Here is an 11,336-nt window from a genome sequence, read left to right as displayed (position 1 = left end):
TGCGTTGAGCCTGTGTTCCAGCGCGACCGCCGCAACCGATACGCCGATTCCCTGGCAGGCAGCAACCACCTGCGCCTTAAACTCCTCGCTGTAGCGTCGCCGCCGACGACGCTCCGGGAGTGCTTCCGATTCGATAGTGTTCACGTGTCCGCTTATTCGTTAGGTGGACACGATACTCCCAAGCTCCTCGGTCAAACTCAAGACGGGTTGGCTAGCCGCTTACAGTCATCAGTCGTCTTATGCACGCCGGTGCCGCCACCAATCGCTCAGGCAAAATGCGGACACTAATCGTCGAAGCTCGCGCGCGGTTTGCACGGCCGCTCACTGCACCTACGATCGATACTGGTCAGTTAAGGCAGACTCACGACGGTCATAGGCATACAGGTTCGCCAGACCCTTGGCGAGGGAGGGGTAAAGTTGTTGCGCCATGGCCTCGGGCTGGATCACCTCGGGACCGTCTCCTCGCCCAAGGACCAAATCAGGTCCCTGGGCAAACAAGCATCGCTTGATTTGGAGAATGGCGAGGCCCGCTCACAAGCCCTGTAAAAGCCCTCGAACTTCCCTTTGAGGATCATCGACCAGCTTCGACTCCGATCCGAAGACCATGGTCGTGCGCGAGGAGGAATCGTACGTCGGCCACGGCAAATCCTTCGTCGAAGGATTTCCGCTCCGAGCAAAGCTTACCCACGCGTCGAACATATGACGGCCCACAACGGCTCGCTTGTTGTCAGGATCGGCTGCAGCGCGCAGTGCATCGGTATCCTCTCCGTCCCACGCCGTACCGTATTCGTCGAGCGCAAAGATAAAAGGCAATTCCACCCCATGGACGGCCCATTTCCCCCGGAAGCACGGTGTCTTCCACGCGCATTCATACATGTAGACCGGCGCCCCCTGACGGGCGATGAGCAGCTCCGACTGAATGACAGCGCCTTTCCGGAAGCTGACATCAGATGTGACCCGGACGGCCATCTCCGCGTCTGAAAGATCGGGCATCAATTCGCGATACTTTCGGACGATGGGAACCAATTGCTCCACACTGAAGTTGTACAGCAATTGATTCTTCGCGCACAGTCTTGCAATATCCACATCCGCCTTCAATGGACCATACATGTCGAGCCCAACGTACGTCGTCGCCTCGTCGCTATTCACGCCGATTAGAAACGGAATGTCGCGCACAAAATCGGGCGCGTCATCACGCCAGACCATGTCAGGCATGACGCGCCCATCAACCGTGGGACCAAACGCAAGATACGGCGTATAGTGAGTGTCGGTTTCCGCTGCAACTTTATCGAAGCACCGAACGAGCGTGTCGGTCGGCACCGCCTGGAGCGCTTGGATGTCACCGCGCTTGAGCTGGAGGGTATCGAAAACGGCGTCGGTCAGCATCGATGCTTCGCGAGCGGTCCGGATTTTCATTACCGAGCCGCTCTGAACGATGGCCTTGTGAAACAGCCCCCGCGCAGCCGGCATACCGCAGAGCGTCGTGATCTTGGCCCCTCCGCCCGACTCCCCGAACACGGTGACGTTACTCGCGTCACCGCCGAAGCGCTCGATGTTGGCTTGCACCCACTTGAGCGCCTCGATGATGTCCAGGTGACCTGCATTGCCTGACGTGCCGTAGCGTTCGTCGTCGCCCAGGTAGGTATAGCCAAAACCGTGCAGACGATGATTAACCGCCACCGTAATGACGTTGCCACCCTTGGCAATATTGCCGCAGTTGTACCCGGGCGCATGGCCTGAGCCGAACGAATAGCCACCGCCGTGGAGCCACACCATGACCGGCAATCGTGATGACTCAGTGGCACTCGTCGGGCAATAGACGCTCAACATCAAGCAATCCTCACTCGCCGGGCCAGGATCGAGCCAAACCGGAAAGTCAGGGTTGGTTTGCGCACAATGATCGCCGAGCACAAGCGCATCGCGAATGCCGGTCCAGGGCGTCACGGGCTGTGGGGGCATGAACCGATTCGCTCCAGCAGTGTTAGCGCCGTATCGAACGCCTAGAAAGGACGCCAGTCCATCGCTCACACGGCCGCGCAGTTTGCCGTACTGGGTCTCGACGACCTTAAACGAGTCCTCGGCATGTCCACCAATATTTTTGTCTTGCTCAACTGCAATGTTCACGATCTCGATTCCTTAAGTGAATATCAGTCATTGGACCGGCGCGCGGGCACACGCCCGATCGCTAGCGCCCGGCGACTCGACCGCTGCCAACATGAAGTTAGGAAACGCACGCTTTATGAAGACCGCACACGTTATGCGATCGATGGCCCGAGTCGCATCAAATCACCTGCCGCCCGATAGCACGATAGATTTCCGGCCGCGCCCGCTTCAAATACCGCGCATAAAGGACACCAAGCAAGAGCGTTCCGAAAACCACAGCGATCAGAGCCTGAGCAACCCGCACATTTCCAGTCAAAACGCTCATATTTGCCGTTGCCAGCCACCCGACGAACGAAAGGAGAAAGAAACTCACTGTGGGCGCAACTTTCGTTCTCCAAAAACTCTGACCTTTCATATTGCGCACAAAGAACACCAGTACTGACAATGACGTCAAAATCAGCAGCAGTAGCAAACAATACCCGCCAACTCCGGTCAGTACCGCAAACGCGCCAAATGGCTTGACTCCGCTCTCTATCACACCGATCAGAATAATCAACATCAAGCCGGTCACCACGACCGAGGCACGATGAGGCGAACCATGGCGTTCATGTACAGTCGCCAAGGCACGCGGAAACGTGCCATCAAGCCCCAAGCAATAGATGTATCGAGAAAGGATATTGTGCAGGGCGAGCAAACAGGCAAAAACGCTCGAACACAGCAAAGCATTGACGGCTTCTAGACCAGCCTTACCCAGATAGAGGCCGATCGCGTTCAGGGAGATCTGTGACGGGTCCGCTGCAGCCCTCTCCAACACCAATTGGGGGCCGTACGCACAAATCAAAAAATATGATGCCGAGCTGAATAGCGTGGCCATGACCAAGATCGCGCAATACGTCGCTCGTGGAACAGTCACCTCCGGATCACGAGCCTCCTCTCGGAATACCGCGGTAGCCTCAAAGCCTGCGAAGCAGGTAACCCCAAACAGCAGGGCGAGCCCTACGGAACCCGATGTAACAGCGCCAGGAGTCAGCCATGATGGCGACAAGCCGGCGGCGCCCTTAGCCACAGCTACGGCAACTTGCCATACGAATACGATCAACACTTCGCAGATCAGAGCGAGCGTGAGAGCGCGAGCCGAAAACGTAATGCGCAAATAGCCAAACACGCCCACTGCGGCAAGCAGGATGAGTGAATATCCCCACCACATAAGCGGCTCTGCATTGAACAGATGCTTCACTAATGAAGCGCAGACTATGCCGGCATAGAGGCAGACGCCGATCATCATGAAGCCATATGCGAGCATCGCCATCAGCGCGCTACCAAGTCCCAACGGGCGCCCGATCCCCGCGGTAATGTATGCGTAGAACGCACCCGCATTGGGTACGTGCTTCGACATTGCAGTAAACCCCACGGAGAAAATCAGAATGAGCGCCCCAGCGACCACGTACGTGACTGGAGCACCCAGCCCGTTGCCGAGGGTCATCATGACACCCATGCCGGTGACAACGGTGAGCGGAGCGTTATACGCCAACACTGTAAATACGATTTCCAGCATCCCCAGTTGCCCGGAAAGCGTGGCGGGACGACTCTCACCGGCGCGTGCTGGGCACTCCGGCAGCGCGGCCCCTTCTTTACTGTCGATAAACGTATTCACTCCCCCTCCCGCCTTTCGTTCCAAAGTAGTCCACCTCCGGCGCAGCAAGCCAGTTGCGTCCTGGCGACGCCTGGCTCAACAAGAGCAAACAAGCGACGAGAATGCGGACTCTGCATCCATGCAAATGACGAGTCACCGTCTCCAAGAGCCGTTCTTCCAGCGGTCGCCCCTCTCGCTGCGCGATACGTACCCATCGGTCAAATAACACGAACAATGAGTACGATGAAGTGAACTTTACGGGAGCAAAAGTTTTTGTACAAGAGTTTTCGGGAACCCCGGCGCAAGCATCACGTTGGAAGCCGATCCAGCCGGGCGATCCGCAGCCCCTACAGTACTTTCCCTAATCTGGCACACAATTTAGGGCATCACACAGCAGGCTGTGCGTGGACACTTCTGTCACGCCAACACATTTGACTGACAATGCTGCTGTTGACGTCTCGTGCTCGATTCATCGCTAGCGCGTCATTCGACAAGCGATCCATATCGGTCCGCTTCAATAGGCCTGATGGAAGAGAGATTCATCCGTCGAATCGTCGCCCGAGACGCGCGCACTATTCATCACTTCCTTCCCGAGTTTCCCCGTCCGGACTCGACGCGCATCACTAAGGCACGCCGGTGTGAACACCGGCACAATGGCAGCAACAATATGCCGGCATCCTGCAGCAAAGGCACAGCGATGCCCCAAAAGCCCGGTGCCCCCTTCCAGGGATAAACCCACAGTCACACGCCCTCGTCTTCGCAACCTGCTTGCGCACGGCGTGCGCCGACATATTGGTGTACATGACGCCGTAGCGTTCGGCATTGGCCTGGATAATCGATTCGAACTCCCTATCGGGCGTCGCCACAAGAGCCCCCGCCCGAAACGTTCACCGCTCCATCGCATCACCTATCCAGGCGGCAGAACGGTTCACCGCCTCTTTCGCTCTCGCACAAGCCGCCGACATTCGAAAGAACCCATGAATCATCCCGTCATAGCGCCATCGAGTAACTGGCACACCGGCGTTACACACTCGATCAGCATAGGCTTCACCCTCGTCGCGCAACGGATCAAATTCCGCCGTAACGACAAGCGCCGGCGGCAAACCCTCCAGCGACGGCGCGCGAAGCGGACACGCATACGGATGTCGCGCCTCCTGTGCATCAGCCAGATACTCGCTCCAGAACCGGATCATCGCCGCGCGCGTCAACGAGTAGCCCGATTGGTTTTCGATATAAGACTTGTTAGCGGGCGTGTGATAGTCCGTCACTGGATAGATAAGCGCCTGCGCGCGCAGATCCGGGCCACCTTTGTCCCGGATCTGCAGCGCAGTCACGGTGGCGAGATTTCCGCCCGCGCTATCGCCGGCGACGACGATTTTCGTCGGGTCTATCGACAGCATCTTCGCGTGTTGCGCGATCCAGCGGACTGCATCGAGGCAGTCGTCTATCGCAGCGGGAAACCGATGCTCCGGCGCGAGACGGTAGTCGACCGAGATCAGGGTAGCGCCGCTGCCAACGCAAAGATCCCGACAGAGCTGATCATGAGAGTCGAGGTTGCCGATCACGAAGCCTCCGCCATGAAAATAGGCGATCGCACCACGGCTTCGCTCAACCACAGGTCGATACACACGCGCGCCTAACACGCGCCCCGCAAGCGGCATCTGGATTTCAATGACTTGACCTACAGCGGTGCGCTTCTCCAGCGAAGGGAATGTCAGTCGCGCGCGCATCACGTCGACAGGAAGGCTTTCCATCGGCGGCTCGCACTCGAGTTCCTTCAAGATTGCGACGATTTCAGAATCGAGCGGCATTGCCTTTTACTCCAAAATCATCGGGAAGTGTCCGTCACCATGCGAGGGTGTCGTCACAGTTGCGCGCTACTGGAATAAATACAGCGCCCGTCAGAGGGCAAGCACTGCATCGCGGACGCTCGACCGCGGATCATCGGCTATACCGGAACGTTCGCCGAACATCATGGTCGCGCGCTTGGTCAGGTCGTACGGTGTCCATTCGAGCCCTCGAGTTGACGGATTGCCGGTTTGAGCAAAGGAAGCCCACGCTCCGATCATCTGCTTGCTAACCACGCTCCAATGATTCTCGGGATCCGCGGCGGATCTTGCTGCATCGCTGTCCTTCCCATCCCAGGCTGTGGGATAGTGCTGCACACCAAAAACGAATGGAACGTCAATAGCATGGGGAGCCCATTTCCCACCATAACAGGGCGTCTCCCATGTACATTCGTACATGTAGACGGGCGCGCCGCCCGCACGCACGCGCATCTCCGCTTGCAGTACCGCCCCCCTCCAGAATCCAATATCGGTCGCAATTCTAACCAGTAGCTCCCGGTCGTTCAGACCAGGCATTTTTTGGCGGTAAAGTGGGATGAGGGGACGCACCTGCTGCTCGTCCGCCTTCCCTACCAGCCCAAAGCTCGCGATCCTCTTGGCCAGCACCCTATCATCAAGAATTGGCTTGAACAGTTCCTTATCAATGAATAGGACTGCTTCGTGAGTGTTTGTTCCAACTATGATGGGAATGTCCTTCGACAACTCGGGCGCGTGACCGTCCCACAGATGGGACGGGATGACAATTCCGTCCGCAACCGGTCCGTAGATCAGCAGGTCGTCGGAGACTCCAGGCTCCGTATTCGTGAACAACTGCTTGAAGCAATTGAGCAGTTCGTTGGCGCTCAAGCGTTGCAATGCCCGCACATCGCCCCGACGTATGCCTAGCGTTGAATACATCCTGTCAGTGACTTCAGTTGCCGCGCTCGGGTCCTTCTGCCGGAGTAGCGATCCACTCTGAATAATGGCTTTGTGAAACAATCCTTTGGCCGCCGGCATGCCCAGCAACGCGGTGATCTTCCCACCGCCGCCTGATTCACCAAAGAGCGTCACGTTGTCCGGATCTCCCCCGAACACGGCGATGTTTTGCTGGATCCACTTCAGCGCAGCGACGATATCCAGGTGGCCGGCATTTCCTGATGTCGCAAACTCATGGCCAGCGTCATCACTGAGGAATGCATAACCAAAGATGTTCAGTCTGTGGTTAATCCCAACAGTCACAACGTTCCCCAATCGAGCGAGGTTCTCGCATTTATAGAGGGGCGATGACGCCGATCCAAAAATGTAAGCTCCGCCATGAAGCCACACCATTACCGGCAGGCGCGATTGCGGGTTTGCTCCTTCGGGGGCAAAGACATTCAGCGCCAAGCAGTTCTCAGTCGCTGGGCTGCTATCGAGCCATGCCGGGTAATCCAATTCGACTTGTGGGGACCTGTTACCCAACACCAATGCGTCGCGCACACCCGTCCACGGAACGACAGGCTGGGGCGGCAGGAATCGGTTAGCCCCGGCCGTTGAGGCACCATACTGGACACCTTTGAACTCGGCGACACCGCGACTCACTCGACCCCGAATCTGCCCGTTCGTGGTCTTGACGATGCGGAACGCTCCGTTAGTTGCCGCTCCGCTCAGGCCCGGTACGGCAATCGCGACGCCGGCGGCCGCGATCGCCCCTCCAACCTGCAAAAACTCGCGGCGGGTGAGTGTGCCGTCCTGGCGATCATCCTCGGCCCTCGTCGTATGTTGGTCAGCCATTGACTTGCCCTTCTTCCATGGTTTGCGCCGATCTCTTTGATGAGAGAACAATTCAGCCATTGTGTTTAAACGGGCTGCAAGGCTCCGGCCTCCGCCTCGCCCAAGCTGTCACCCCGATGCAACACGTTATTTGAGAATGCCCGCCTGCGAGAAAAGCACCGGTTTTACGCCGTTCGCCACGCTCACCGCCATACGAGGCTCGCGTGCCGCCGCACGCACACTAATGAACTTCGGTTGCCACTAGCACCAGCACACACAACATTCCGACCAGAATGATTTTTAACTGACCAGTTGGTATGTATAAACACCAAAAAAAACAGCCCAAAGTTGTTTGGCTGTACTTTCCGGTCGACGCTCACACTGACTGCGATACCCGATGCCCAGGTAATGCCACTTCTATAACGTTCCACCGCGCGAGGTGAACCTAGCAATCGCACCCGATGACCCTGTTATCAAAATCTACGACAACGAATATTTTGGGACAAGCTTTTTTTGCTCTCATACCGATGATGTTTGCGGCGACCCTCTCTAGGCACGGGATTGCGCGTTGCCAGTACTTCCCGTATAGCATTTGGCTTGCGGGCACAACAAGGTGACCGGTGCCGAGCCAAGCGCAGACGGTCCGCTGATGCCGGAGCGCAGACTCTCACAAAGCTCTCATCGCAACAATCGCCTTCAACATCCGTAGCCCGCAGCCATAACCGTCACGCTATTAGATCGGCCTGCGCTGGAATCTTGAACATCGACACCAATTTGACGAGCTCTTGCGCCTGATGCCGGAGACCTTGCGTTGCCGCCGCACTCTGTTCGACCAGAGCGGCATTGCGTTGCGTGTTGTCGTCAATTCCTCGTACAACCACGTCGAGCTGGGTAACCGCTTTCTCTTGCTCCGCACTCGCAGCTGAAATCTCGCTAACGATTGCAGCCGCCCGCTGAATTCTCTCCACGATATCGTTCATCATCGTACCCGCCTCGTCAGCAAGACCGGCGCCTCGGGTCACCAGGTCTTGATTGGTTGCAACGAGGTCTCGAATCTCCTTGGACGCCGACGCAGATCGCGCCGCTAAATTGCGTACCTCTGCGGCGACAACGGCGAAGCCACGCCCATTCTCTCCTGCGCGTGCAGCCTCTACCGCTGCGTTTAGAGCCAAGATGTTCGTCTGGAAGGCAATCGATTCGATCAAACCAACGATGTCGGCAATCTCCTTGGAACTCTCGTGGATGCGGCCCATGGTCGTCACCACCTGCTCCACTGCATCGCCTCCTTTCGCTGCGGCAACGGCTGCATCGGACGCTAGCGAACTCGCTTCAAATGCGTTCGACGAGTTTTCCTGAATCGTTGCTGCAAACTCTTCCATCGACGCGCTGGCCTCCTCTACCGAAGCCGCCTGCTGAGACGTTCGACCGCTTAGATCCTCGTTGCTCTCGGCAATCTGCGTAGATGAAACAGCGATGCTTTCTGCGTTGTTGCGGACCGTCAACACGATTCGACGTAAGCTCTGCTGCATTCTCGCCATCGCCGCCATCACGCTCGACGTATCCCCTTGCACCAAGGAGACTTTTCCCGTCAGGTCGCCTGCCGAAACTCGCGACGCAATAGTTTGAGCTACCCCAGGCTCCCCGCCCATGGGGCGCAGGACTGAGCGATCGATATTAAGTGCCAGCAACATCGATACGGCCAGTATGCTGAACACGCACATCGCCGCAGCCCACGCGCGTTGCTTCGCCACGCCCGCTAACACCGCCCGTTCAGGTACCGTGACGACAAGCGACCAGGAAGTGTTGGTCTTGCCGATTGGAACCGGAATCAACATTCTCAGCACCTTTTCGCCATCGAGCGTGGCTTCGGTAACGAGCTTCCTCCCTGCGCGAACGGCCGCACGTTGCTCGAAGTCGAAACTCTCGCTCACCGACGTCTTACCCGCTCCTCGTCCATCGGCGATTCCCTTCCCTGCTTGCGACACCAAGCTAATAAATCCGGTACCGAAGGGGCGCATCCGCTCAAGCTCCGCTTGCAGCTTCGGGAAATAGATATCTACGCCCGTCACACCGAGAAACTTTCCTTTCTCGAACATTGGAACCTCGATGAACGACAGCAGGATATCGGTTCCCCCGGTACTGTATACGCTCGGTTCCATGACAATATCGTGCCCCGCGCGCTGGGGCAGACGATAGTAGTCACCGTCCGCTGTGTCGAGATCATAGTTGGCCGCCGGTTCGAGCGAAAGCTTTCCCGTGTATCTGCCCCAAGTCGGTACAAAGCGGCCGGTCCCGTCATCGGCCGCAGTCCTTCTCACAAACTCACTATCACGGCCGTCGAAAGCATTGGGCTCCCAAATCGTCCATACCGCCAGATAGTCGGGATTAGCTTCCGCGATGCGTCGCATGAAGTCGACCGCCAATTGGCGGTTTTCCCCGCCTTGTGCGCGATCGGCGGCTAAAAACTCCGCGAGTTGATGGGCCGTGCTGCTTGCAGCGTTCAACTGCGCCTCGATACTTGCCGCAGTCGTGTCGGCCAATTGCTCGGTGTACATAAGCGCCGAAGCTTTTTGGGCCTCCGTGGACTGCCATGTCAACAGCGATATGCTGATCACGAAACCCATCAGGACGGTAAGAACCGTGACCGCCAACAGTCGCGTGCGCAGACTCCACGACGACGGCCTGACGAACTTTCTCGCACTGAGACGCGACAATACCCCATCCTTCCCCGATGTCACGATATTGCTCATTTTTAGCGTTTCGCCTTTTTGTCGCGCCGGTTCAGACACTTGAACCGGCGCTCCGCCGGTCTTTTTAGGTTCTCGCCGTGCTCATGATCATGCTGGCAACTGACCGTCGCACACATCTCCAATCGATGCATAACTAGGCCGACCATTTCTCCCGCTGTGTTTCGGTTGACCTGCCGCAGCCATCACGAGTGAGTTTCTTTCCGGCGGAAACACCGCCCACGCGCCGTCTCCGTGATAGAAGAAGAATATAGCCAGCGGCTCGGCCGATCGCAGTGCCTCCAGGCAGACAAAACGCCCTCCCTGGGCAGTACGCCCAAATCCCGTTAGGCGCGCCGGCCTAGCGGATGTAGGCGCGAGCCACTTGTCGATCAGTGAACGTAAGGATTTCTGTTCGACGCCCATCATTGTCACCAAGTGTCACTTACATCTATAAAACACATCGGACAGCAGTCACGAAACGGTGACCATGCCTGAATCTCAACCAGCTCGGAGGGATGTTCTCCAGCCCGCAAGGCTATTTTTGATCCAGGCACGTTTGACCGGTCGATCACCTCATATCTTCTGGCGACCGATCGCAGCGTACACCTCCGGCTTCGTCGTTTTTAGGCGTCGCGCGTACAGGCACCCGAGGATTAGTGTGCCGAAGATGAACGCCAGCAGCGTTTCGGCGATCTTCACGTTGCCCGTCAGCACGTCCATATTGACCGTCGCCAGATAGCCGACCACAGACAACAAGGCGAAGCTAATGAACGGAGCTATCTTGGTTTTGAGAACGCTTGCGCCGCTTGGCTTGCGTACAAAGAACATCAATACGGAAAGCGAAGTCAGAATCAAGAGCATAAGAAGCGCATAGCCCCCAACCCCTGTCAGTGCACCGTACTCGGCGTACGGTTCGACACCTCTGTTGATCTCAAGCCCCACGATCCCGAGCATGAGGACACTCACCATCATCGACGCACGGTACGGCGATCCGTGGCGCTTATGCACCGCTGCGCATGCGCGGGGGGCCGTACCATCGATGCCGAGGCAGTAGATGTATCGCGACAGAATGTTGTGCAACGCCAGCAGACAAGCGAATATGCTAGAGCACAGAAGCACATTGACCGCCTCAAGACCTGCCTTGCCTAAATACATGCCGATACTGTCAAGTGCTACGGTCGATGGGTCTGCACCCGCTTTGGCGATAGCAGCGGCGGGGCCATAGCCGCAAATCAGAAAATAGGCCGCCGAAGCAAACAACACCGCGAGAACGATCACTGCTGCGTAGGTGGC

At 57.3% G+C, this 11,336-nt stretch carries 7 protein-coding genes; all 7 read right to left on the bottom strand.

Annotated elements, in window-relative coordinates; translation table 11 throughout:
• The coding region (locus tag NQV17_RS37320) for a transposase (protein ID WP_257776087.1) at positions 1–144 on the bottom strand (144 nt) is incomplete at its 3' end.
• Between the two features lie 387 nt (positions 145–531).
• A complete protein-coding gene (locus NQV17_RS37315) occupies positions 532–2,124 on the bottom strand; it encodes a carboxylesterase/lipase family protein (RefSeq protein ID WP_257776086.1) in 1,593 nt (530 codons plus the stop codon).
• A gap of 157 nt (positions 2,125–2,281) precedes the next feature.
• A complete protein-coding gene (locus NQV17_RS37310; RefSeq protein ID WP_257776085.1) occupies positions 2,282–3,757 on the bottom strand; it encodes an APC family permease in 1,476 nt (491 codons plus the stop codon).
• Positions 3,758–4,623: 866 nt separating this feature from the next.
• Positions 4,624–5,547: an alpha/beta hydrolase gene (locus NQV17_RS37305; protein ID WP_257776084.1), complete on the bottom strand. Its 924-nt coding sequence runs from the start codon at positions 5,545–5,547 to the stop codon at positions 4,624–4,626.
• Between the two features lie 90 nt (positions 5,548–5,637).
• A complete protein-coding gene (locus NQV17_RS37300; protein WP_257776083.1) occupies positions 5,638–7,335 on the bottom strand; it encodes a carboxylesterase/lipase family protein in 1,698 nt (565 codons plus the stop codon).
• A gap of 704 nt (positions 7,336–8,039) precedes the next feature.
• Positions 8,040–10,064 (bottom strand): methyl-accepting chemotaxis protein, encoded by a 2,025-nt coding sequence (locus NQV17_RS37295; RefSeq protein ID WP_257776082.1) that lies wholly within the window; start codon positions 10,062–10,064, stop codon positions 8,040–8,042.
• A 552-nt stretch (positions 10,065–10,616) separates the two neighbouring features.
• Positions 10,617–11,336 (bottom strand): amino acid permease (locus NQV17_RS37285; RefSeq protein WP_257776081.1); only part of this gene is annotated, 720 nt, incomplete at its 5' end.

The organism is Burkholderia sp. SCN-KJ (assembly GCF_024656005.1).
Classification (GTDB): domain Bacteria; phylum Pseudomonadota; class Gammaproteobacteria; order Burkholderiales; family Burkholderiaceae; genus Burkholderia.
This window is presented reverse-complemented; position numbering and strand designations above follow the sequence as displayed.